This is a genomic window from Rhizobium sp. K102 (assembly GCF_022385315.1).
Classification (GTDB): domain Bacteria; phylum Pseudomonadota; class Alphaproteobacteria; order Rhizobiales; family Rhizobiaceae; genus Rhizobium; species Rhizobium croatiense.
In genome coordinates, this window is record NZ_CP092433.1 from 151,091 (window position 1) to 172,842 (window position 21,752).

The following is a 21,752-nucleotide window of genomic DNA, read 5'->3' on the forward strand; positions in this document are numbered from 1 at the left end:
GTCGAACTACTTCGGCTCTTCCATCATTTTTGGAACTTCGAAGGTGCCAGCTTTGATCTCGGCTCGCTTGGCTTCCATAGCAGCCTCCGCCTCGGCAGGCGCAACACCCTTGACGAAGACGATATCGCTGCCGCCTTCCTTCATCAGGCCGTAGGACGTGTAGTTCCTCCCGACTGGTTTGCCGGCAGCGACATCGGCGATCGCGGCATTGAGGATCGGGCGGAAATACCACATGGCGTTGGCAAACACCGTGTCCGGATAACGCGGCGTGTAATCGACCAGCGAGCCGACCGACTTGATGCCGCGTTCCTTGGCGGCATCGGCCGTGCCGATGCGCTCGCCGAACAGGATATCGGCGCCGGCGTCGATCTGGGCGAGGCCGGCCTCGCGGGCCTTCGGCGGATCGAAGAAGGTGCCGATGAACGACACCAGGTGCTTGGCGTTGGGATTGACAGCCTTGACGCCCGCGGCAAAGGCGTTGATCAGCATGTTGACCTCGGGGATCGGAATGGCGCCGACCGAACCGACGACGTTCGACTTGGTCATCTTGCCCGCAAGCATGCCGGCCAGATAGGCGCCGTCATGATTCCACGTGCCGAAGACACCGAAATTGTCGCCGGCCTGCTCGCCGCTCGAACCCAGCACGAAAGCGGTCTCCGGATAGTCGGCCGCGACCTGCCGGGCTTCCTTCTCCACCGCATAGGCCTCGCCGATGATCAGCTTGTTGCCCTGTTCGGCATATTCGCGCATGGCGCGCGGATAATCGGTGCCGGAGACACCTTCGGAAAAGACATATTCGATGACGCCTTCCTTGGCGGCGTCCTGGAGGGCCTTGTGAAGACAGGAATTCCAAGCATTTTCAACCGGCGACGCATGAATGCCGGCAACTTTCAGCGGGGCGGCAGCCCTTGCGAGCGGGGCGAAGCTGCTCACTCCGAGCGCAATGCCCGATGCGATCACTGCCCGGCGCGAAATCAGCATGTCTTTGGTCATCGATTGCTCCCCTTTTTTACCATCTGGTTCAAAAATCATAGTAGCGCCTAAAAACGTGTCAAGGAGAGAACAGGCTTAAAAATCAGGCTGATCGCCCCTTTAGGCTCTTTCTTCCGCCGCCGAATTTATGCGTGCCCACATGGCGTCGCGACTTGGGGGAAAGACCGCGGCGTGGCAGGCTGCACCCCGATGCCGTCGCGCTTCCCGGTTGAGAATTTCTCTTCCAACGCGCGCCTCAATCGCTTCCACGCGAGGAGAGCTCGGACCGGACCTGCAGGGCTTGGCGCGACGATATTTGCAGGATATGCAGAGAACTGTCGGGTTGGGGAACAAGAAAATGGGTGAAGAACAGGACGTCTCGCGGCGGCCGATCGCGAGCCGGTCGTCGTCCTGGGCGATCGACCTGAGTGCGTGGCTGGCGCGCACCGGCGTCACGCTGAACAGCATTTCGCTTCTCTCGATCCTGTTTGCCGGCATCGGCGGGGCGCTCATCCTGTTCACCTCACATCCGATCGCCGCCTCCATCATCATCGCGGCCGGCAGCCTCGTCACCTGCATCACCCGTACGACAACGGTTTCCCATTCGCTGGAGAGCCTATGACCGCGCTCGTCCGTCGCCTCCTCGTGTTGTTCGTCCGTATCATGGTCGGCGCCCGAAGCGAGTGGCGGGGCTGCAAGCCCGACACGCGCCGCCGCATCTATTTCGCCAATCACAACAGTCATGTCGACACGGTCGCCGTCATGGCCGCCCTGCCGTATCAGGTGCGGCGGCTGACCCATCCGGTGGCGGCGCGCGACTATTGGGGAACCAGCGCCCTTCGCCGTTTCATTGCGGAGAAGGGCCTGCGCGCCGTTCTGATCGACCGCAAGCCTCTGCCGGACAGCAACCCGCTGGAGCCGCTCGAGCGCCTGCTCGAGGAAGGGCGTTCGATCCTGATTTTTCCCGAGGGGACGAGAAGCGCCACCGAGGAGATCGCTCCGTTCCGCAGCGGCATCTATCGCCTTGCCTGCCGCTTCCCCGATGTCGATCTCATACCGATCCATCTCGACAATCTGCAGCGCATCCTGCCGAAGGGAAGCATACTGATCGTGCCGATCACCTGCACGGCGCGCTTCGGCAAGCCGCTGCGAGTCGAACCCGGCGAAGGCAAGGACGCATTCCTGGCGCGGGCCCGCGCTGCGGTCATCGAGCTGGCAGATGGAGGGCGCACCGCATGACCAGCTTCTTCTCCATCGTCCTCGCCGCGATCCTTGGCCTGCTCGCCGTCGCCTCCGCCATCGGCTTCATCCTGCAGCGGCGCACGACCGAGCCCGGCTCCGTCGCCACCGTCCAGAACCTCAATGCCCGCATCCGTTCCTGGTGGATCATGGTCGCGGTGTTCGGCGGCGCGATCCTGCTCGGCGATACGGCGGTGGTCATCCTGTTCGCGTTCCTGTCCTTCATGGCGCTGCGCGAATTCTGGACGCTGACGCCGTCACGGCGCGGCGATCACCTGGCGCTGTTCCTATCCTTCTTCGTCGTCCTGCCGCTGCACTATGTGCTGCTCGGAACGTTATGGTACGGCCTCTTTGCGATCTTCATTCCGGTCTATGCCTTCCTGATCCTGCCGGCGGTGGCGACGCTCACGGGCGACGTCAAGGAATTCCTGGCGCGAACCGCCAGGGTGCAATGGGGCTTGATGCTGACGGTCTATTCGATCAGCCATGCGCCGGCGCTCCTGATGCTTGAGACCGGCACGCCGCCGGCGCTTCTTCTCGTCTATCTCGTCATCGTCGTGCAGCTCAGCGACGTCTTCCAGTATGTCTGGGGCAAGCTTCTGGGAAAACATCGTTTCTCCCCGAACATCAGCCCGTCGAAGACGCTCGAAGGCCTGATCGGCGGCGGCGCCTCGGCGATCCTGGTGGGAACGCTGCTCTATCGGCTGACGCCGTTCTCACCCTTGCAGGCGGCAGCCGTCAGCACGGTCATCGTCGTTGCCGGCTTCTTCGGCGGCTTCGTGCTCTCGGCGATCAAGCGCGATCTCAACGCCAAGGACTGGGGCTATGTGATCGAAGGCCATGGCGGCGTGCTCGACCGGCTGGATTCCATCACCTTTGCCGCACCGCTGTTCTTCCACATCGTCCGCTACTGGTTCACCATGTAAGGATATCCGCCGCATGCGGCCGGTTCCTCAAAAGCGGTCGATATCCTCGAGGCTCTCGATGAGCCGCTGCTGAACCTGCCGGTCCTGCCGGCCGATGGCCGTCACCAGCTTGCCCATCGTTCCCCTGATTCCGTGAAGCTGGTCGACCAGATTCATGACGACATCGACGCCGGCTTCGTTGACGCCCATATTGCCCATGAGATCGAGGATGAGCCGGCCGCGGGCGACATCGGCCTCGCGAAACTGCCGCCCTTCGCCTGACATCTCCGGGATCAGCCAGCCCCGTTCGACCCAGAAGTCGAGCTGGACGACATCGATTTTCAGGCAAAGACGGAACTCATGATCATCCATGATCAGGCCTCCATATTCTTCCTCGGATCGTATGGATTTGCCGCCGCCCATTCCTTCACCAGGGAGGTCAGCCGTTCGTCTGAATTATCGGGCAGCACGATCTTCAAGGCGACATAGACGTCGCCGTGTCCGCCGCCGCGTTTTGGAACGCCCTTGCCCCTGAGCCGCAGGACCTTGCCCGTATTCGAGTGCGCAGGCAGCGTCACATTGACAGGTCCTGAAGGTGTCGGCACGCGGACCTTGCCGCCGAGCACCGCCTCGCCAAGCGAGATCGGCAGGTCCAGGCGGATGTCGTCGCCGTCGCGCGTGAAAAAGCGGTGGGGGGCCACACGGATTTCGATCAGGGCATCGCCCGGCGGCCCGCCTCCAAGGCCCGGCTCACCCTTGCCACGCAGCCGCAAGGTCTGGCCGTCGCGGGTTCCGGGCGGGATCTGAACATCGAGCTGCGGCCCATCCGGCAGCTTGATCTCGGTCCTGGTGCCGTTGACGGCCTCGAGAAAATCGACCTCCATAGAGAAACGCCGATCCTGGCCTTGGCTGCGCGTCCTGCCGCCGCCTGCGCGACGCGAAAAGAAATTGGCAAAGCTATTGTCGATGTCGGCGAAATCGGCAAAGCCGGAATTGTTGCGGTAGGGATCACTGGCACCGCTCGCCGAGGCATAGTCGCGGTAATAGCTGCGCTGCGCCCGCTCGGCGCCCGTCATATCGATCTCGCCGCGGTCGAAACGTCGCCGCTTCTGTTCGTCGCTCAAAATCTCGTAAGCGGTCGAAATATCTTTGAAACGGTCCTCCGCCTTTTTGTCGCCGGGGTTAAGGTCGGGGTGAAGTTTCTTGGCGAGCTTGCGGAACGCACTCTGAATATCCTTCTGCGTCGCATCCCGCTTGACGCCCAGAAGCTCATAGGGATCCTGGCTCATGCATATCTCCGGTCGGGCAGTCCATGCTGCTGGTTGGCTTGGCACTGATATAGGTTGCCGGGCCGCGGCCGGGGAGGGGCAACCCACGGGGCACTTCAAGGGGGTGGTCCTGTGATCGCCGGGAACTTGCCAGAGGTCAGAGCGAAGCGGCGTCTTCGGTTTGGGGTGCGGAGCCCTCATGCGCGTCGTCAAAACGCCGATCGACCAGAACCGAGCATCCCGCATGACGCACGACCTTCTCGACGATCGAGGAGAAGACGTAGTCGGTGATATCCGGCACGTGGGATGACAGCAGAATGAGATCGGCCGCTCTCTCCCTTGCGGCCGACACCAGCAGGGAGGCGGCAACGCCGATGCGAACCTCGATCATCACAGGGATTCCCAACTCCTTGCAGAACGACACAAGCTTCCTTTCGGCATCGACGATGGCGGCCGTTTCAGTTTCCTCGGGAATGCCGGTCAGACGACGCTGCGGGACATTCTCGATGACATGCATGACGAGGATGGTTCCGCCTTCGTCCACAAGCGCCGCAGCCCGGCGCAGCAGACGGTTTGCCGTCCGCCTCGAACCCATGCCGATGCTGCAGATGATCGTGCGATACATTGAATCAATATCCTCGAATGCCAGCCATTGCCGTGATCTTACCTTGATCGACGACGTCTGCTTTGAGCAAAATCAAGTCCGTCAGTGAAGCGGCGGCGTGCAAGGGAAAACCGTCGCCCGCTTTCGATACGAGCATCCCTGCCGCCTTGTCGCAGTTGACGGCGGTCCGATCGGCGATAGCTCTGATGCGATGTCGTCGTCACACCATAGAGGTTTCACATGCCGAATTTCGCAATCATCGGAGCGGGCGCAATGGGAAGTGCTATCGCCAGACGGCTGATCGATCATGGCGCCACGGTGCTGACCCATCTCGACGGTAGAAGCGATCAGACGATTGCGCGCGCCACGTCAGCCGGCATGGTGCCGGTCGAACACCGGGCGCTGGCGCAGGCCGAGCTGATCCTGTCGATCGTTCCGCCGGCCGAAGCGATCGGTGTCGCCGAATTGGTCGCGGAGATATCGTCGGGGATGCCGGCGGCGCCGCCCTTTATCGACCTCAATGCGACCGCGCCGAAAACCATGCAGGCCCTGGCGGCGCGATTCGATGGCAGCCGGGTTGAGGTTCTCGACGGCGCCATCATCGGCGGGCCGCCGGTTCCCGGCAAATCGGGACCGGCCATCTATATCAGCGGCGATAGCGCGGAGCGAAGCAGGCCGCTTGAGAATTACGGCTTGAATATCCGCAGGCTCGACGGCCCGCTCGGCGCGGCTTCGGCGCTGAAGATGTGTTATGCCGGCATCAACAAGGGCTTTATCGGCCTCGGCGCCGCAATGCTGCTGGCCGCATCCCGCTCTGGCGCTGCCGAAAGCCTGAAGGCCGAACTCTCCGAAAGCCTTCCCGACCTCGACCGCAAACTGTCGAAATCCATTCCCGACATGTATCCGAAAGCGTATCGCTGGGTCGCCGAAATGCAGGAGATCGCCGATTTCCTCGGAAAGGACGATCCGGCGGCGGAGATTTTTCGCGGAATGGCTGATGTTTTCTCCAGGCTGGCCGACGACGTGAAGGGCAGCCGCGCGCTGGTCAGACAGTTGGACGAGATCCTGGGTTCCCCGGAAACCACCGGTGCGATGGTCATGCCATAGCTTCGTGTCGAGGCGACCAGCGGACGTCCGAGACGGCTATTCGTTCGGATTTGCTAATATTCTGACGATTGTGTGAAGGCGCCCCGACACCTGTGACAAACCCTCATCGCCTCTGCTATGTCAGGAAAAATGCGGGCGGCCCACCCGGGCGGCGTGCTCTATCCGACCAATGCCAGGAGTTTGAAAGATGAGCGGTTCTTCCGATTACGTACCCCCGAAGGTCTGGACCTGGAACAAGGCGAATGGCGGCCAGTTTGCCAACATCAATCGCCCGATCGCTGGGCCGACGCATGAGAAGGAGCTTCCGATCGGCCGTCATCCGCTGCAGCTCTACTCGCTCGGCACGCCGAACGGCCAGAAGGTCACCATCATGCTCGAGGAACTGCTGGCCCTCGGCCATAGCGGTGCCGAATATGACGCCTGGCTGATCCGGATCGGCGATGGCGACCAGTTCGGCAGCGATTTCGTCAAGATCAACCCCAACTCGAAGATCCCGGCGCTGATGGACCGCAGCGGCGAAAAGCCGATCCGCGTCTTCGAGTCCGGGGCCATCCTCACCTGATCTCGCCGAAAAGTTCGGCGCCTTCCTGCCGACCGAACCGGGCGAACGCGCCGAATGCCTGTCATGGCTGTTCTGGCAGATGGGCAGCGCACCCTACCTCGGCGGCGGCTTCGGCCATTTCTACGCCTATGCGCCGACGAAGATCGAATATGCGATCGACCGCTTCGCCATGGAGGTGAAGCGTCAGCTCGACGTGCTCGATCGTCGCCTTGCCGAAAGCGAGTATCTGGCCGGCAGCGAATATACGATCGCCGATATTGCCGTCTGGCCGTGGTATGGCGGGCTGGTAAAGGGCTGGACCTACGGCGCGGCCGAATTCCTGCAGGTCGAGGACTATAAGAACGTCCAGCGCTGGGCCGATACCATCCACAGCCGGCCGGCCGTACAGCGCGGCCGGATGGTCAACCGCCTCTCCGGCGAGCCCTCGAGCCAGTTGCACGAGCGCCACGACGCCAGCGACTTCGACACCAGAACGCAGGACAAGCTCGCGGCCGCCGAGTAAGCAAGCGGCGGCCCCAGCCGTGTGTCGCAGCAATAAATGATGCTCCGCCGCCTTTACGGCGAAGGAGCATTTGCGAGCTGCCCGAACTCAGTTCTTGACCGTATCCTCCAGGAAGAAGCGGCCGAGCGGGTTCTGGTAGAAGTTCTCGATATTCTTGCGCGAGACGTTGATATAGGGGCTGTAGTAAAGGTCGATCCAGTTGACGTCGTCCTTGGCCATCTTCTGCAGATCGACATACATGGCTTCACGCTTCTTGGGGTCGAGCTCGAGACGGGCTTTCGCGACCAACTCCTTCACCGCCTCGTTCTTGTAGTTGGTCAAATAGTTGTTGTTGGAATCGTGGCCGAGCACGAAGGTGGTCTTCTGGTCCGGATCGAGGATGTCGTTCGTCCAGTAGTTGACCGAGATGTCATAGTCGCCGGCAACCAGCATATCCCATTCCTGGCTCGGATCGACCTTCTGCAGATTGGCGGTGATGCCGGCCTTCTGCAGCTGCTGCTGGACCAAGACGGCCGTCTGCTCGTCCACCTCGTCGCCGGCGCGAACCACGTAATTCAGCGTCAGGTCGGATGCGCCGGCAGCCGCCAGCATTTCCTTGGCCTTCGCGGGATCATAGGGCCGCTGCAGATTGTCGGCGTAATAATAGAGCGCGCCCTTTGGAATGTAGGAATTGGCCACAGTGCCCTGGCCGAAGGTGACGGTATCGACGATCGCCTTCTTGTCGATGGCAAGATCCAGCGCCTGGCGGACTTCCTTCTTGCCGAGCGCGCCATGCGCGTGATTGATCAGCAGATGGTCCTCGCGGGTCGAAGCGTCGATGCCCACATTGAGATTTGGATCCTTCTTCAGTTCCTCGACGCGGGAGAAGGGAACGAAAATCGCCGCATCCAGTTCGCCGGCCTGAACGTTCAGCATTCGCGTGTTGTCGTCGGGCACCGAGATCCATTCGACGCCGTCGAGTTTGACGCGGTCGGCTTCCCAGAAATTCGGGTTCTTTTTGAGGATGACGCGGTCACCGCGCCGCCATTCGTCGATCACGAAGGCACCGGATGCGATCGGCTTTTCCGCATAGGCATCTGCGCCCAGAGATTCCATGCCTTTCTTCGAGATGACCGACGCGTTCGGCAGCGCCAGCGTCGACAGGAATGGCGCGGACGGGTTCTTGAGCCTGATCGTCAGCGTGTGCGGATCGGTCGCCACTGCCGTGTCGATCACCTTATAGGAATCGCTCCAGAGGGAGGCGGCATCGTCGCGGATGCGCAACAGACTGAAGGCCGCATCCTCCGCCGTCAGCGGCGAACCGTCGGAGAATTTCGCTTCACGGATCTTGAGGGTGTAGGTCAGTCCGTCATCCGAGATCGTCCAGCTTTCGGCAAGCCCCGGTTCCAGCTTGGTGCCCGTCTTGTCGACGCGGATCAGCACGTCGTAGACGTTGGAAAACACCCAGTTGTCGATGTTCTGTGCGGTCTTGATCGGATCGAATGTCGTCGAATCCTCGCGGCGGCCGATGGTGAGCACGCCGGCCGCCTCGGCATAACTTGCGCCGAGCGTCAGTCCGGCGAGCAGGGCGGCAAGCCCGATCGATTTCCAGTAATTCGTCATGAGTTCGTTCCCTTCGTTGTTATGGCATGCGCTTGCTTGATTTGGTTTGTGGATCGTGGCTGCGGCCGGCGCCCTGCAGCAGCGGCTTGTCGGGATCGATATCGGGGATCGCTGCGATCAGCGCCGCGGTATAGGCGTGCTTCGGCCGGGCGAAGACCTCTTCCGAGCCGCCTTCCTCTACGATCTCGCCGCGATACATGACGACCACGCGTTCGCAGAGATTGCGCACGATGGCGAGATCATGGGCGATGAACATCAGCGTCAGGTTCATCTTCGCGGTGAGCTGCCGGAAAAGCTCGATGATCTGCGCCTGGATGGTGACGTCGAGTGCCGCCACGCATTCGTCGGCGATGATCAACTTCGGATCGACGGCGAGCGCGCGAGCAATGCCCGCACGCTGGCACTGGCCGCCGCTCATGCTGCGCGGCTTGCGGTCGGCGAATTCGCGCTCGAGGCCGACGAGATCGAGCAGTTCGCCGATGCGCGCCGGGATCTCAGCCCTGGCGACCTTGCCCTGGACCTTCAATACCTCGGCCAGCATCTGCCCGATCGTCAGCCGCGGGTTGAGCGCATTGTAGGGATCCTGGAACACCATCGCCGTTTCGCGCCTGAGCTTTGCCAAGCCCGCTTTCCTCTGCTGCGCCAGGTCGACGCCGTCGAAGGTAACGTGGCCGGCGGAAAGCGGCGTCAGCCCGAGCACGGCGCGGGCAAGCGTACTCTTGCCGCTGCCAGATTCGCCGACGATGCCGATGGTTTCGCCCGGCATGATCCTCAGGCTGACGCCGGAGACGGCACTGATCGTCTTGGCGCCGCCCTTGAACAGGCCGCCGCCCCTGAAGCGCACATGCAGATCGTCGACCTCCAGCAACGGCCTGGCCGATCCGCCTGTATCCCCATGAACGGACGGCGGCGCGGGCTGCTCGCCTGATATGGAAGGGTGGCTGTCGATCAGGCTGACCGTATAGGGATGCTGCGGCCGCGCCAGGATCGCACGCTTCGGCCCCACTTCAATAAGCTTGCCTCCGCGCATCACGGCAATGCGGTCGCAGGTCTGGGCGACGATGCCGAGGTCATGGGTAATGAGAATGATCGACAGGCCGCGCCGGTCGCGAATATCGATCAACAGCCGAAGGATCTGCGCCTGGATGGTCACGTCGAGCGCCGTCGTCGGCTCGTCGGCGATCAGGATCTTCGGATTGCAGGACAGCGCAACGCCGATCATCGCCCGCTGGCGCATGCCGCCGGAAAATTCATGCGGGTAGCTGTCGTACTGGCGGGCGGGATCGGGAAAACCGACCTGCGACAGAATTTCCACCGCCGCGGCGCGGGCCTCGCGGGCGCCGAGGCCCTGGTGGTAGCGAATGCCCTCGGCGACCTGGTCGCCGATCCGCATGACCGGATCGAGGTGGCTCGTCGGGTTCTGGAAGATCATGCCGATCTCGCCGCCGCGCACTTGCAGCATCTCCCTATCGTCGATCCGCGTCAGGTCGCTCCCTTCGAGCAGCACGGAACCGCTCTCGATCTTCAGCAGGGAGGAGGGCAGCAGCCGCACCAGCGAGCGGCAGAACAGGCTCTTTCCCGAACCGCTCTCACCGACGAGACCGAGAATTTCTCCCCTGCCGAGATCGAGGGAGACCGCGTCGAGCAGCGTGCGCGTGCCGGAATCGAGATGCGCCCTCACGGTCAGATCGCGGACGGAGAGCACGGAGCCGCTCATTCATGCACCCCCAGCAATTCGCCGAGAGCGTCGCCCAGCATGCTGAAGCCGAAGGCGAGGCAGACGATGGAAAGGCCGGGGAACAGCGTGATCCACCATGCCGTGGTGATGAAGCTCTGCCCCTCCGCGACCATGACGCCCCATTCGGCGATCGGCGGCTGGACGCCGAGACCGAGATAGCTGACGGCGGCGCCGCTCAGCACCACCAGCGTCGCATCCGACATCGAAAAGACGATCGAGCCGGCGATCGCGTTCGGCAGCAGGTGCCGGAACATGATGCGCGGACGGCTGAAGCCGAGGCTGACGGCGGCGACCGCGTAATCGCTGCTTTTCAGCACCAGCATCTGCGACCGGATCAGCCGCGCATAGGAGACCCAGCCGACCAGCGCCATGGCGATATAGAAGCTGCCGAGGCCGGGACCGAGGATCGCGATGATCGACAGCATCAGCACCAGGAAGGGGAAGGCGAGGATGATATCGACGAGGCGCATGAATAGCGCATCGACGATGCCGCCGTAAAAGCCGGCGATCGTACCCACAGTCGTACCGATCAGGAAGGGGAAGGCGACGCCGATGAGAGCCATCTGCAGGTCGAGGCGCGCGCCCCAGATGACGCGGGAAAGGATATCACGGCCGAAATTGTCGGTGCCGAAGGGGTGCAGCAGCGACGGCGCCTGCAGGCGCACCTCGGCATTCTGAGTGATCGGATCGTAGGGCGCGATGATGGGCGCGCCGATCGCCAGCAGGAGGAAAAACAGCAGCATGCCGGCGCCGACGGCAAACATTAGCCGCCGGCCGAAGAACCGGCGCCAGCCGTGGGATGCGGGGGCGGTCGCCTCGATGCTCATAACTTCACCCTCGGATCGACGGCGACCGTGACAATGTCGGCGATGAAGTTGATGAGCACGGTGGCGCAGGCAAAGACCATGGCGACGCCCTGCACGACCATGTAATCGCGCGAAAAGATCGCCCTGACGAGCAGCTGCCCCATGCCGGGCAGTGCAAAGACGCTCTCGACCACCACCGTGCCGCCGATCAGCCAGCCTATGTTGACGGCAAGCAGGTTGATCGTCGGCACCAGCGAATTCGGCAGCACGTGGCGCCAAAAAACGATGCCTTCGGGCATGCCGCGGGCGCGCGCCGCCGTCGCGATATCCGATTTCAGCGCCTCGATCATCGCCGCGCGCAGGCTGCGCGTCAGCACAGTCGAGAGCGACAGCGCCACCGTCAGGCTCGGCAGCACCAGATGCGAAAGCTTGTCGCCGATCGTCGCGCCGTAACCGGAAACCGGCAGCATGCCGAGTTCGACGCTGAAGAGGATGATCAGCATCAGCGCCAGCCAGAAGGGCGGGAAGCCGATGCCGAAGGTCGAGACCATGCGCACCGCATGATCGGGCGCCCGGCCGGCATTGCGCGCGGCGATCGCCGCCATCGGCACGGCAATCAGCACCGACAATATGACGCTGGAAATGACAAGCGCGAGCGTTGGCTCGATGCGGGTCGCGATCAGCTTCAGCACGTCGATCTTGTAGAGGATCGACTTACCCATCTCGCCATTGGCCAGGTTCTTGAGGAAATAGACATATTGCAGCCACATCGGCTGGTCGAGCCCGTATTGGGCGCGGATGCTGGCGAGCGCTGCCGGGGTGGCGCGCGTGCCAAGGATGTTGCGCGCGGGATCGCCGGGAATCAACCGGACCAGTGTGAAGGTGATGACGCTGATGCCGAAAATGACGGGCAGGAACTGCAGCGGTCGCGTCAGGACGAATTTATAGCGATGCATGGCGGCGATCGCCCCTCTGTCTTCGTCCGGTTGGAGCCGCTTTCATTCGCATCAGGCTGCCTTGTGCCGGGCTAGAAAATCGAGAAGCACCGGATAATAGTCCTGCGGGCTTTCATAAAACGGCATGTGGCTGGCATTCGCAAATACCTTGAGTTCGGCATTCGGCAATTCAAGCTTCATCCTCAGCGCGCAGGCCGGCGTCAGCTCGTCATGCTCGCCCGTGGTGATCAGCACCGGCAGCGTCAGCCTCGGCAGATCCGGGATGCGATTCCAGTCCTTGAGGTTGCCGATGTAGAGAAACTCGTTCGGGCCCTGCATGGTCGCGTAGGGCGCCATGTTCCAGTCGTCGAGCGAGCGGCGAACCGGCGCCGGCCATTCGGCCAGGCGGCAGACGTGGCGGTAGTTGAGGATGGTGACGGCGGCGAGATATTCCGGATGATCGTAGGTGCCCTCAGCCTCATGCTTCTGCATCATCGACACCGTCTCGGGACCGAGTGCCGCCCGCAGCCGTTCCAGTTCCGAGATCAGATGCGGCATGTCGGCGACGGTATCTTCGAGGATCAGTGTCTTGAGGTTCTCGGGGTAGGTCAGCGCATAATCGATCGCCAGCCACCCGCCCCAGGAATGGCCGAGCAGGTGAACCTCGCCGAGCCCAAGTGCCTTGCGCACCGTCTCGGTCTCCTCGACATAACGGCCGATCGTCCAGAGCGAGAGATCGTCCGGCCGATCGGAGGCGCCCGTGCCGAGCTGGTCGAAGGCGACCACACGGTAGCCCTTGTCGATCAGGCAGGAATGCGCCTCGCGCAGGTAATCGCAGGGCAGCCCGGGACCGCCATTCAAGCAGAAAACCGTCTCGTCGCCGGTCCCGAAGCTATAGGCGACGACGCGGTAGCCATCGACATCGATTTCGAAACGGGCGTCCGACTGTATTTCACGCCACATTGATTGCTCCGGCAGAAGATTTCGCTTGCTCAATATTTGGGCATGGTTAAATTTTTACCGGAAATCGCGTCCCGTGCCAGCTATAAGAAGTGATAGGGTAGGGCGCATGCGAACCAGGGAACTGCCCATGCTTGATGATATCGGAACGATCAGACGGCAGTTTACAGCGCATGAAACGCTGGACGGCCGGATCGACCAGGCCTTCGAGGCGATGAAGCGGTTGGGCTTCGAGGCCCTGATCTATGACTATACGCCGGTGCCCTACGATCTCGACGGCGCGATCATGATACCCTCGCTGCTGAAACTCCGGAACATCGCCGACGACATGCACGATTATTGGTTCGGCCGCGGTTATTTCCGCATCGACCCGGTCCAGCAGGTGGCGCTGCGCAGCAGCGCGCCCTTCTTCTGGAACTACGATACGAATGCCGACACGCTGATCAACCGCTTCATGAGCGACGACACCGCGCCCGTGACGCGCTATCTCCGCGAACGCGACATGTCGACCGGCGTCACCGTGCCGGTCCATATGCCGGGCGGCGACTATGCGACCGTCACCGGCATCCGCTTCGGCGAAGACAGCGACTTCGAACGGCATGCGCTGCGTTATATCGCCGACTTCAACCTGCTCGCCCATGTCTTCCACGAGACGGCCTATTCGCTTTTCGACAGGAAGGCGCGCAGCGTCGGTACCGTCCATCTGACCGAGCGGGAACGCGAATGCCTGCGCCATTCGGCGGAGGGCTATTCTGCCAAGGAAATCTCGCGCATCATCGGCCGCTCCGTGCCCACCGTGGTGATGCATCTCAATGCCGCGGCCAAGAAACTCTGCGCCCGCAACCGCACCCAGGCCGTCGTGCGCGCCACCCACTACCGCCTGCTCGAAGAGCGCGACCGAAACTAAAGCGGTTCCTGGCCCCCCTATAAGTTGTGATAGCTGCCTTCGACGCTGCCGCCGCTTTATGGTCTCCAAACGCCCAAGAGATGGAGACGCCGGTGGCCGAAATCGCAACGAGTGAAGCCTATCTGCCCTTTCGCGACTATCGCACCTGGTATCGCGTGACCGGTTCGGTGGAAAGCGGCAAACTGCCGCTCGTCGTCGCCCATGGAGGGCCCGGCTGCACACATGATTACGTCGATTCCTTCAAGGACATTACCGAGCTCGACGGCCGCCCTGTCATTCATTACGACCAGCTCGGCAACGGCAATTCCACCCGTCTACCCGAGAAAGGCGCGGATTTCTGGACGGTCGGCCTCTTCCTTGAAGAGCTGGATGCGCTGCTTGCCCATCTCGGCATACAGGATCGTTATGCCCTTCTCGGCCAGTCCTGGGGCGGCATGCTCGGCGCCGAACATGCGGTCCGTCGGCCACCAGGCCTGAAGGCGCTTGTCATCGCCAACTCGCCCGCCAATATGCACACCTGGGTTTCGGAAGCGAACCGGCTGAGGCAGGAACTGCCGAAAGAGGTACAGGACACGCTGCTGAAACATGAGCAGGCGGGAAGCCTCACCGATCCGGACTATATCTCCGCCTCCCGCGTCTTCTATGATCGCCATGTCTGCCGCGTGGTGCCGTGGCCGCCGGAAGTGGCGCGGACCTTTGCCATCATGGACGAGGACAACACCGTCTACCGCAACATGAACGGCCCGACCGAGTTTCACGTCATCGGGACGATGAAGGACTGGACGATCGAAGACCGGCTCGACCGCATCGAGGCGCCGACGCTGCTGATCTCGGGGAAATATGACGAGGCCACGCCCCTGGTAGTGAGGCCCTATCTCGAACGCGTTCCCGGCTGCGAATGGGTGCTCTTCGAAAATTCCAGCCACATGCCGCATGTCGAGGAAAAGCAGCTTTGCCTGGCGACCGTTTCCGGCTTTCTGTCGCGCTACGACTGAAGCAGATGCCGGCTCGTCACGATCGGCGGACCAGCCATTTCTTCGCGACACGGCAGGCCATCGTATAGGCCGGATTGAAGACATTGCCGACATCATAACGCACCACCTGTCCCAAGAGATGGCTTGCTGCCGTTCTGTCGAGGCCGTAATCCGAGGCTAGCCAATTCAGCATTTCGCTGGTGGCATGCTGAAGCGCCTGATCGAGGGGCCTGGCATTGCCGATGGTGAAGATGTCTTCGGCGGTTTCTCCGCGTGGCCAGACCAGTCCGGCCTTCTTTTCCACCGTCAGCCGAACTGTCACTTCGAAAGTGGTTTCGACGCCGGTGCCAACGATCTCACCATCGCCCTGCACGGCATGGCAATCGCCGAGAAAGAACAGCGCGCCGGGAGCCGATACCGGAAAACGAACGGTCGTGCCGGGGCCGAACAGGCGATAATCCATGTTGCCGCCATATTCGCCGCTAGTCGCCGTCGAGATCGCCTGGCCGAGGCTGGGCGCCACCCCGAAACAGCCGATCATCGGGGCGAGCGGCAGAACGAGATTTTCGAGGCCGGCGACCGGCTCGGACAGCCGGACGGTCAGCGCTTCGCGATCGATGGCCCAGATCGCCATGTTGCGCGACGGCAGGTTGCGAACCGTTTCGGGATCGATGACATTGGCCGCGACGATGCTCCGGGTAAAGCCGGTGCCCCTGGTCGGAACCATGCTGATGATTTCGACCTTCAGCGCATCTCCGGGTTCGGCGCCATCCACGAAGATCGGGCCGTTCATCGGGTTCGGACCAGATGTCCGCCGGATGCCGTCCTTGTCATAGCCGATGGCGTCGAGCGTCTCAGTGACGACTGTATCGCCGTCGGCGATATGCAGCGCCGGCGCAAGTGAACCGAGAACATTGTGAAAAAGCGTCGGAATGAAGCGGTGAGTGGTCATGGGAATACAGCTCTCGCTCGTTTCGAATGCCAGGGGCCGCGGCTGGTCTGCCCGGCGGAGTCCAGACTAGAGCAGAGATTACCTGGGAAGCCAACACGCCCGAGGCATGCGATCTGATCTTGCCTTGCATCCCCTGGATACTATATGTAGGTATGTACCTACATGGAGAAGAGTAATGAACGTGACAAGTCTTTCCAGCCGCGAACTCAATCACGACGTGAGCAGGGCAAAGAAGGCGGCGCAAAATGGTCCTGTCATCATTACGGATCGCGGCAAACCATCCCACGTGTTGATGACCTATGACGAATTCGAGCGTCTCACCGGCAAGCGCCGCAGCCTGGTCGATGCTCTCTTCATGCCGGGTTTGTCAGATATTGACTTCGACCCGCCTCGTGTTGAGATCGCACCGCGCGGGGTCGATCTGTCTTGAAATATTTGCTGGATACCAACGTTGTTTCCGAATTGCGCAAGGTCGGAGACGGCAAGGCAGATGCCAATGTGGTCGCATGGGCCGGGGCGCAAGATACCGCGAGCTTATGTATCTCCGCCATCACGATCCTGGAGCTGGAGCGTGGAATACTCGGCGTACAGCGCCGCGATGCGGCGCAGGGGGCTCGTCTGCGTACGTGGCTGGAAAATCAGGTGCGGCCGGCATTCGCCGGCCGTATCCTGTCGATCGATGACGCGATCGCCACACGCTGCGCGCATCTACATATTCCGGATCGGCGCAATGAAGCCGATGCTCTGATTGCCGCAACCGCCCTGGTTCTCGGCCTCACCGTGGTTACGCGCAATGTCCGGGATTTCGAAGGCGCGGGCGTTGTCGTATTGGATCCGTGGCAGGGTTGATGTCTTTGCTTCCGGTCATGGCAGCTGGTGTATGGTCACATCAGGAACAACATGCCGCGCGATCTCGCAGAGATGCCAGTGATGGGTGAGGTAGATGACCTGCCCGACCTTTGCCATTGCGCCGAGCAGGCGGAAAACCTCTTCGGAGCGGGGATTGTCGAAGCTCTCCATAATGTCGTCGGCGATGAAGGGCACGGGCGGGCGAAGCGCTGCGAATTCCTCGTAACCCGCCAGCCGAAGCGCGAGATAGAGCTGGAACTGCGTGCCGGTCGACATCGCGTCCGCAAGCTTCGAGCCACCGTCGCGTGACACGCCGATCAGTATTTCCTTGTCCCGGTCGGGCTGGGTCGTGAGGCCGGAATAGTTGCCGCCGGTGATCAGATGAAAGGCTTCCGATGCGCGGTTCATCATCGAGCTGCGGTGTTTTTCGCGATACATGCGCAGCGCCTGTTCGGCCGCCAGCGTGCCGGCGCGCAGCGTCAGATGCCGCACGGCCAGTTCCTCGATCTCGAGGAAGATGGTTCGGCGCTTGGCCTCGATCCGCGCCACCGCGTCGTCTCCGCCGACGGCTTCGAGCTTCTGCCGCGCCAGCGACACGTCGGAATAGAGAAGCTTCGCCCGCTCGGTGAGATCCTCGATCCGGGCGCCGAGCTCCATCGCGTCGCGTTCGACGGCATCGGCATCGATATCGGCAAGGCGGCGTTCGGCTTCGGAAAAACTTGCCGCACGCAATGCCTCGGTGATCTGGCCGCGCAAGGTAGCGGCGCGTGCCTCCAGCCGGTCCCGCTCCCGCGCCTGGTTCAGGAATGCTTCGACTGAGGCAAGCGAGTCCGTGCCGAAATAGCCGGTCAGTTCATTCTTGCGGGCATTGTGAACGGCCAGTTCTTCCTGCAGCGCCCGTCGTTTCTCCAAATGTTTGTCGAGATCAGTCTGTCGGTCTGCCCGAAGCTGAGCCGCATGCCGAGCTGCCTCGTGGCGTTCCACCAGCGCATTGGCGGAGGCGAGCGTATCGGATGCCAACCGGCTGAGGCCGCACTCTGCGAGAAGCCCGGCAATATCCCCGCGGAATTGCTCCTGGTCGCGCTCCATCGCGGCAACGCGGCTTGCGAGGTCATCCCGTTCCTTCAGGATGGCGGGCAGTGTGCCGAGCGCATCCAGCTCGGCGCGGACGGCGGCCAACGAGCCGGCCTTGTCGGCAAACCAGGTTCGCGACAGCGCCTCCGACCATTCCCGGTCCCAGGCCGCGACCGCGGCTTCCGCCTCCTGCTGGTCGCGCTCACGTTCCCTGACATCGCGGTCGAGATCGTCGATTGCCCTCTCGTGCGCCTGCCGCGCCGCCTGTTCGGCTTTGCCGGTGGCAAGCAAATCGTTTGCCGCCTGCATTAGCGCGGCGACCGGCAGATCGTCGGCGCCACCACGGCCGGCATCCGCAAGGCTCGCCGCAAGCGTCGCGGCATGGCTGTCCAGTTCGCCGCGAAGCGCGTCTACCGCCTCTTCGGCCCGCTGCAGTTCGTCCCACGCGGCCAGCGCCGCGGCTCGCTTGCTGCTCCATGCCTCGAGTGCTGCAATGCGCGCCGCAGCTTCGGCGTCATATTCGATTGCCTCGGGCAGCAGACCACCGATGCGTTCGGCAAGCCCATCATGTTCGGCGCGCGCCTCGGCAAGCAATTCCCTTTGCCGTTCGATCGCTGCCGCCGTTGCCGCTTCGGTCTGGCGGAGCTGGCGCAGCTCGGCCAGTTCCTGCGCGCGCGACAGCCGGCCGGCGGACACCACATCGTCCTGGCGCATTCGCTCCTCGAATGTCCGGGCGGTCGCGGCATTCAAGCTGGCGAGATGCGCCTGCCATGCGGCATCGCGTTCATAGCGCAGCCTCGCGGCCTCGGCATCGTCGATCGAACCGCCGGCGACGAAAGCCGCGATCCGGGCTTTGGTCAGCGCCTGTTCGGTGCCGAGATCGCGCAGCCGTGCCTCGTGATCCGCAATCCGCTTGTCGATGGAGATCGCCTGGCCACGCCAGGCCTCGGTCTGCCGAGGCTCCTCCGCGCTCGTCCGCTGCAGAGCGACGGCATCACCTTTCCAGGGCGCAAGCTGTGCGAACTGCTTCTCCTGTATTCGCTTCGCCTGGGCGAGTGTACGTTCTTCCATGGTGAGCCGCACCGCAAGGTCAGACCCCGTCAGCCGGCCAAGAGCGGCCTCGATCCGGCTGAGACGCGCGGGATCGAGGATCGTGGCTCCATTTTGCGAGCCGCCTTCCTTGTTCAGCCTTTCGAGATTCTCGCGCGCCCGCACCAGTTCGCGGCCCGCGGCAGCCAGGTTGGCCTCGACGCCGGAACGTCGCTCGATGAGATCGCGGACGATGCCGATCAGCGAGGCGGGCAGCAGCAGCGCCTCGGGCGTCGCATGGCCCGGCTGCTCGAGATCGGCCAGCAGCCGCACCAGCTCGCCTTCCTGTTCGGCCAGCGCCAGCCGGCGCTTCGGCAGGTCGCTCTCAGCCGATAGATAGCGCGCCCGCCCCTGATCCAGCATGTCCATATGCGCGGCGACCGCCAGCGCCTTGTCGTCGATCGTGATCGCCTCGATCTCGTCGGCAAGCTGGCGCAGCGTGCGGTCGGCGGTTTCGACAAGCGCCTGCAGCCGCGTCTCATCGCGGAAAAGCTGCGGCAGCAGTGTGAACCATTCGGCCGGCGGCCGCGGCAGATCGCCCATGCCGGCTGCATCGGCGTCCAGCCGCCGAAGTTCCAGCGCCGCCGGCAGGGCACTAAGAAGACGCGTCAGCTCCTGGTGCCGGGCCTTGGCCTCGGCCAGTTCCCGCGTCGTCGCGGCATAGGCGGCGTCGGCCTGCTCGTGGGTCGATTTCAGGCCCGAATAGGTGGAGGCAAGCGTGTCGATGGCATTGCGCTCGGCCTTCAGCGCTTCGAGCGCGCGTTTGAGTTCCGCAAGCTTCGTGCTCGACGACCGCTTCTTGTAGATCCCATTGGCTTCGTCGGCTGCCGTTACCAGCGAACGGCTGAGGCCGGCGAGGCCCGAGCTTGCCGAGAACAGCAGCTCGCCGAGCTCGCCCTTGCTTTGTATGATGGCGTTGCCGCCTTCCTTGAGCGACTGGTCGTCGAGCGAGAACATGGTGCGATAGGCGTCGCGGCCGACGCCGCCGAGCGCGCCGGCCAAAAGCGCCTCGTTCACAGCCTGTCCCCGATCATCGACGAGGCTGCCGGTCCGCAATTCGAGTTGGGCCAATTCGTGGTCCGCGCCACCGAATTCCAGCCGCGCACCAACCTTCATCGTGTTGTACGGATGCAGGAAATTGTAGGTGCTGCGCTCGCCTATACCATAGAGCAGGTCGAGATAGGCGGCGAAGGTGGTCGACTTGCCCGCTTCGTTGAGGCCATAGACGATGTGCAGATCCGGCGAACCCGGTCGGGCCGCGCCGAAATCGATCGAGTGGTCGGTGAACTTGCCATAACGGATGAGGTCGAGACGACGCAGGCGCATCAGCTGTCTCCCCGCTCCGCGGCTTTCATCCGGGCGGCGATGTCCTCGGCGCCGTCAGCGAGAAGGCTGTCGATAAAGCGTTCGAAACCAGTCTCGTCATGCCCGGCAAATGCCCGGCTCTCGGGCGGCAGGTCGGCGAGCAGGTCCCGAACCATCTCCCTGACGTCGTCGCGAAACCCGCTGCGGGCGATGACCTCGTCCCGCATCAGCGCGCCGAGCTCGATGACGGGATCGGCAATGGCTTCGTCGGCGAGGGGCACCGGCGCTTCGACGGCGAGTTCCAGCTTCTCGATCCAGGTCCGGCCGACCCGGTCACCGCGCTGCTCGGCTTCCGTCTGCATCAGGTCGATATCGCGGCGAAGCTGCCAGGAGAGCGGCGTGCGACCGGAAAGCCTGAGGCGCGCGACGAGATGCGGCGAGGCCGTATGCTCGCGCTGCGCCGTCAGTGCCGCTTCGATCGCCATGGCCGCATCACGCCAATCATCGACACCCGTAAGATCGACATCGACGCGCTCGAACTGCGCGATGCTGGTGCGCCGCTCCTCGACTGTCACCGTTCGGTCATCCGCCACCGTCACCAGCGACACGGTCTTGACGCCCGAACTCGTTGATGTCGCGGCCTTGCGGTATGCCGGGCATGATGACCGTCGCCGTGCCGGGATACTGGCTGCGCTGATGAAGATGCCCGAGCGCCCAGTAGTCGAATCCCGAGGCGTGAAGGTCGAGCACGTTGCAGGGCGCATAGACGTCGTGGCCGGCGGATCCGGCAAGGCTCGTATGCATGATGCCGATATTGACCGCTCCCGCCACCGGCGGCTTGTACTTCGGCAGAAGCGAGTCCGGCGCTTGCGGCTTGGCAAAGCTCAAACCGTGGATCGCGATCGACAGGCTGCCTCTCGTCGCCTCCACGGTCTCGGCGTGGCCGCCGAAGATCTTCACCGTATCGGGCATCACCAGCTCCCTGGCGATCTTCGACATCGCGTCGTGATTGCCGCGAATCTTGAAGACGCAGATCCCCGCCCGGTGCAGCCGTTCCAGCTGGCTTGCCAGGAAGCGCGCCGTCTTCATCGACGTCTGCTCGCCGTCATAGAGATCGCCGGCTATAACGAGTGCATCGACCTGCTCCTCGAGGCAAAGGTCGACGATCACGATCAGCGCCTGCCGGCTGGCGTCACTCACGAGATCGGCCAACTCGGCGTTGCGAAGCGCCAGCGATCGAAGCGGAGAGTCGAGATGGAGATCGGCAGTGTGGACGAAACGATAAGCCATGAATGCAGAAATCGCGTTGCGATTGGATGATGAGCCGGTGCCATCGGACCGATGAACGCGCGGTCGCTGTCACCTGGCCGTGAGCGAGAGAATATGGAGCACGCGTCCAAGG

At 62.8% G+C, this 21,752-nt stretch carries 19 protein-coding genes and 3 pseudogenes; 9 read left to right on the plus strand and 13 right to left on the minus strand.

Annotation, left to right across the window (positions count from 1 at the left end; genetic code table 11):
- Positions 1 to 6: 6 nt before the first annotated feature.
- Entirely contained in the window at positions 7 to 993 is a 987-nt protein-coding gene (locus MHI61_RS02695; protein ID WP_239789296.1) for a BMP family protein, read from the minus strand.
- A gap of 337 nt (positions 994 to 1,330) precedes the next feature.
- On the opposite strand from MHI61_RS02695, the pseudogene MHI61_RS02700 reads away from it, so the two are divergent.
- The 3 genes and pseudogenes from MHI61_RS02700 to MHI61_RS02710 form a co-directional block, all read left to right on the plus strand.
- Positions 1,331 to 1,540: pseudogene (locus MHI61_RS02700) on the plus strand (hypothetical protein); the annotation flags it as partial.
- Positions 1,541 to 1,590: 50 nt separating this feature from the next.
- Positions 1,591 to 2,211: a lysophospholipid acyltransferase family protein gene (locus MHI61_RS02705; protein WP_222141043.1), complete on the plus strand. Its 621-nt coding sequence runs from the start codon at positions 1,591 to 1,593 to the stop codon at positions 2,209 to 2,211.
- Positions 2,208 to 3,137, plus strand: coding sequence for a phosphatidate cytidylyltransferase (locus MHI61_RS02710; RefSeq protein WP_239789297.1), 930 nt, complete (start codon positions 2,208 to 2,210; stop codon positions 3,135 to 3,137). Before MHI61_RS02705 ends, MHI61_RS02710 begins: the two co-directional genes overlap by 4 nt.
- Before the next feature lie 27 nt (positions 3,138 to 3,164).
- On the opposite strand, the gene MHI61_RS02715 is transcribed toward MHI61_RS02710, so the two are convergent.
- The 4 genes from MHI61_RS02715 to MHI61_RS32575 form a co-directional block, all read right to left on the minus strand.
- Positions 3,165 to 3,488 (minus strand): chaperone modulator CbpM, encoded by a 324-nt coding sequence (locus tag MHI61_RS02715; RefSeq protein ID WP_239789298.1) that lies wholly within the window; start codon positions 3,486 to 3,488, stop codon positions 3,165 to 3,167.
- A 2-nt stretch (positions 3,489 to 3,490) separates the two neighbouring features.
- On the minus strand, positions 3,491 to 4,405 hold the full coding sequence (locus tag MHI61_RS02720) for a J domain-containing protein (protein ID WP_239789299.1): 915 nt from the start codon (positions 4,403 to 4,405) through the stop codon (positions 3,491 to 3,493).
- 136 nt (positions 4,406 to 4,541) lie between these two features.
- Positions 4,542 to 5,009, minus strand: coding sequence for a universal stress protein (locus MHI61_RS02725; RefSeq protein ID WP_239789300.1), 468 nt, complete (start codon positions 5,007 to 5,009; stop codon positions 4,542 to 4,544).
- Between the two features lie 4 nt (positions 5,010 to 5,013).
- Entirely contained in the window at positions 5,014 to 5,145 is a 132-nt protein-coding gene (locus MHI61_RS32575) for a hypothetical protein (protein WP_275593064.1), read from the minus strand.
- Between the two features lie 83 nt (positions 5,146 to 5,228).
- Here MHI61_RS32575 and MHI61_RS02730 point away from each other — a divergent pair, with 83 nt between their 5' ends.
- Together MHI61_RS02730 and yghU are read left to right on the plus strand one after the other, a co-directional pair.
- Entirely contained in the window at positions 5,229 to 6,095 is an 867-nt protein-coding gene (locus MHI61_RS02730) for an NAD(P)-dependent oxidoreductase (protein ID WP_239789301.1), read from the plus strand.
- Between the two features lie 187 nt (positions 6,096 to 6,282).
- Positions 6,283 to 7,159: pseudogene (yghU, locus tag MHI61_RS02735) on the plus strand (glutathione-dependent disulfide-bond oxidoreductase).
- A gap of 87 nt (positions 7,160 to 7,246) precedes the next feature.
- On the opposite strand, the gene MHI61_RS02740 reads toward yghU, so the two are convergent.
- The 5 genes from MHI61_RS02740 to MHI61_RS02760 are packed head-to-tail and all read right to left on the minus strand — an operon-like array spanning position 7,247 to position 13,203.
- The gene (locus tag MHI61_RS02740) at positions 7,247 to 8,761 is read right to left on the minus strand and encodes an ABC transporter substrate-binding protein (RefSeq protein WP_239789302.1); all 1,515 of its coding nucleotides are present in this window, start codon (positions 8,759 to 8,761) and stop codon (positions 7,247 to 7,249) included.
- A gap of 19 nt (positions 8,762 to 8,780) precedes the next feature.
- Positions 8,781 to 10,478: an ABC transporter ATP-binding protein gene (locus MHI61_RS02745; RefSeq protein WP_239789303.1), complete on the minus strand. Its 1,698-nt coding sequence runs from the start codon at positions 10,476 to 10,478 to the stop codon at positions 8,781 to 8,783.
- Complete coding sequence (locus MHI61_RS02750; RefSeq protein ID WP_239789304.1) at positions 10,475 to 11,326, minus strand: ABC transporter permease; 852 nt, start codon at positions 11,324 to 11,326, stop codon at positions 10,475 to 10,477. The genes MHI61_RS02745 and MHI61_RS02750 overlap by 4 nt, the downstream gene beginning before the upstream one ends.
- On the minus strand, positions 11,323 to 12,261 hold the full coding sequence (locus MHI61_RS02755) for an ABC transporter permease (protein ID WP_239789305.1): 939 nt from the start codon (positions 12,259 to 12,261) through the stop codon (positions 11,323 to 11,325). The genes MHI61_RS02750 and MHI61_RS02755 overlap by 4 nt, the downstream gene beginning before the upstream one ends.
- A gap of 51 nt (positions 12,262 to 12,312) precedes the next feature.
- Positions 12,313 to 13,203, minus strand: a complete 891-nt coding sequence (locus tag MHI61_RS02760) for a proline iminopeptidase-family hydrolase (RefSeq protein ID WP_239789306.1) — start codon at positions 13,201 to 13,203, stop codon at positions 12,313 to 12,315.
- A 127-nt stretch (positions 13,204 to 13,330) separates the two neighbouring features.
- On the opposite strand from MHI61_RS02760, the gene MHI61_RS02765 reads away from it, so the two are divergent.
- Both MHI61_RS02765 and MHI61_RS02770 read left to right on the plus strand, forming a co-directional pair.
- Positions 13,331 to 14,107: a LuxR family transcriptional regulator gene (locus MHI61_RS02765; protein ID WP_239789307.1), complete on the plus strand. Its 777-nt coding sequence runs from the start codon at positions 13,331 to 13,333 to the stop codon at positions 14,105 to 14,107.
- Between the two features lie 92 nt (positions 14,108 to 14,199).
- Positions 14,200 to 15,102, plus strand: a complete 903-nt coding sequence (locus MHI61_RS02770) for a proline iminopeptidase-family hydrolase (protein WP_239789308.1) — start codon at positions 14,200 to 14,202, stop codon at positions 15,100 to 15,102.
- A 16-nt stretch (positions 15,103 to 15,118) separates the two neighbouring features.
- Here MHI61_RS02770 and MHI61_RS02775 read toward each other — a convergent pair whose 3' ends face one another.
- On the minus strand, positions 15,119 to 16,033 hold the full coding sequence (locus MHI61_RS02775; protein WP_097607622.1) for an acetamidase/formamidase family protein: 915 nt from the start codon (positions 16,031 to 16,033) through the stop codon (positions 15,119 to 15,121).
- A 175-nt stretch (positions 16,034 to 16,208) separates the two neighbouring features.
- On the opposite strand from MHI61_RS02775, the gene MHI61_RS02780 reads away from it, so the two are divergent.
- Complete coding sequence (locus MHI61_RS02780; protein ID WP_004677292.1) at positions 16,209 to 16,463, plus strand: type II toxin-antitoxin system Phd/YefM family antitoxin; 255 nt, start codon at positions 16,209 to 16,211, stop codon at positions 16,461 to 16,463.
- A complete protein-coding gene (locus MHI61_RS02785) occupies positions 16,460 to 16,882 on the plus strand; it encodes a type II toxin-antitoxin system VapC family toxin (RefSeq protein ID WP_239789309.1) in 423 nt (140 codons plus the stop codon). Before MHI61_RS02780 ends, MHI61_RS02785 begins: the two co-directional genes overlap by 4 nt.
- 15 nt (positions 16,883 to 16,897) lie before the next feature.
- Here the strand turns inward: MHI61_RS02785 and MHI61_RS02790 are convergent, their stop codons facing one another.
- Positions 16,898 to 20,371, minus strand: coding sequence for an AAA family ATPase (locus MHI61_RS02790; protein WP_239789310.1), 3,474 nt, complete (start codon positions 20,369 to 20,371; stop codon positions 16,898 to 16,900).
- Positions 20,371 to 21,640: pseudogene (locus MHI61_RS02795) on the minus strand (DNA repair exonuclease). Before MHI61_RS02795 ends, MHI61_RS02790 begins: the two are co-directional and overlap by 1 nt.
- Between the last annotated feature and the right edge of the window lie 112 nt (positions 21,641 to 21,752).

Bases quoted from the DNA above. Each gene is read 5' to 3' on its own strand.
- MHI61_RS02695 (WP_239789296.1), bottom strand. From the start codon at position 993: ATGACCAAAGACATGCTGATTTCGCGCCGGGCAGTGATCGCATCGGGC.
- MHI61_RS02705 (WP_222141043.1), top strand. From the start codon at position 1,591: ATGACCGCGCTCGTCCGTCGCCTCCTCGTGTTGTTCGTCCGTATCATG.
- MHI61_RS02710 (WP_239789297.1), top strand. From the start codon at position 2,208: ATGACCAGCTTCTTCTCCATCGTCCTCGCCGCGATCCTTGGCCTGCTC.
- MHI61_RS02715 (WP_239789298.1), bottom strand. From the start codon at position 3,488: ATGGATGATCATGAGTTCCGTCTTTGCCTGAAAATCGATGTCGTCCAG.
- MHI61_RS02720 (WP_239789299.1), bottom strand. From the start codon at position 4,405: ATGAGCCAGGATCCCTATGAGCTTCTGGGCGTCAAGCGGGATGCGACG.
- MHI61_RS02725 (WP_239789300.1), bottom strand. From the start codon at position 5,009: ATGTATCGCACGATCATCTGCAGCATCGGCATGGGTTCGAGGCGGACG.
- MHI61_RS32575 (WP_275593064.1), bottom strand. From the start codon at position 5,145: ATGCTCGTATCGAAAGCGGGCGACGGTTTTCCCTTGCACGCCGCCGCT.
- MHI61_RS02730 (WP_239789301.1), top strand. From the start codon at position 5,229: ATGCCGAATTTCGCAATCATCGGAGCGGGCGCAATGGGAAGTGCTATC.
- MHI61_RS02740 (WP_239789302.1), bottom strand. From the start codon at position 8,761: ATGACGAATTACTGGAAATCGATCGGGCTTGCCGCCCTGCTCGCCGGA.
- MHI61_RS02745 (WP_239789303.1), bottom strand. From the start codon at position 10,478: ATGAGCGGCTCCGTGCTCTCCGTCCGCGATCTGACCGTGAGGGCGCAT.
- MHI61_RS02750 (WP_239789304.1), bottom strand. From the start codon at position 11,326: ATGAGCATCGAGGCGACCGCCCCCGCATCCCACGGCTGGCGCCGGTTC.
- MHI61_RS02755 (WP_239789305.1), bottom strand. From the start codon at position 12,261: ATGCATCGCTATAAATTCGTCCTGACGCGACCGCTGCAGTTCCTGCCC.
- MHI61_RS02760 (WP_239789306.1), bottom strand. From the start codon at position 13,203: ATGTGGCGTGAAATACAGTCGGACGCCCGTTTCGAAATCGATGTCGAT.
- MHI61_RS02765 (WP_239789307.1), top strand. From the start codon at position 13,331: ATGCTTGATGATATCGGAACGATCAGACGGCAGTTTACAGCGCATGAA.
- MHI61_RS02775 (WP_097607622.1), bottom strand. From the start codon at position 16,033: ATGACCACTCACCGCTTCATTCCGACGCTTTTTCACAATGTTCTCGGT.
- MHI61_RS02780 (WP_004677292.1), top strand. From the start codon at position 16,209: ATGAACGTGACAAGTCTTTCCAGCCGCGAACTCAATCACGACGTGAGC.
- MHI61_RS02790 (WP_239789310.1), bottom strand. From the start codon at position 20,371: ATGCGCCTGCGTCGTCTCGACCTCATCCGTTATGGCAAGTTCACCGAC.